The organism is Leifsonia sp. SIMBA_070, assembly GCF_046534635.1.
Classification (GTDB): Bacteria; Actinomycetota; Actinomycetes; order Actinomycetales; family Microbacteriaceae; genus Leifsonia.
Map to the genome: position 1 here is coordinate 1 of NZ_JAWRYK010001090.1, position 228 is coordinate 228.

Genomic DNA, 228 nt, shown 5'->3' on the forward strand with positions numbered 1-228 from the left:
ATCATATCCAATATTCTTGTTGCTTTCAGAATCAACAAAAAAGCGATAATTAACATTAATTCTATGTTGATCCAAAAAAGTAATTGTTCTTTTTAAAGTAACACCATAATTCAAAACATAAATCTCAAGCTCATTATTTCCTTTGTTATACAAGATTTTTTCAATCTTATGCTTTTCTATTTCTCCTGAGTTTCCTTCATTTGAAACCAACTCCTCTTCATTAAATCT

1 protein-coding gene is annotated in these 228 nt (G+C 26.8%); it reads right to left on the reverse strand.

Going from position 1 to position 228, the window contains the following annotated elements; all coding sequences use genetic code 11:
* Window positions 1–228, reverse strand: a 228-nt coding sequence (locus SB754_RS23510) for a hypothetical protein (RefSeq protein ID WP_410784639.1), incomplete at both ends; no start/stop codon positions are given.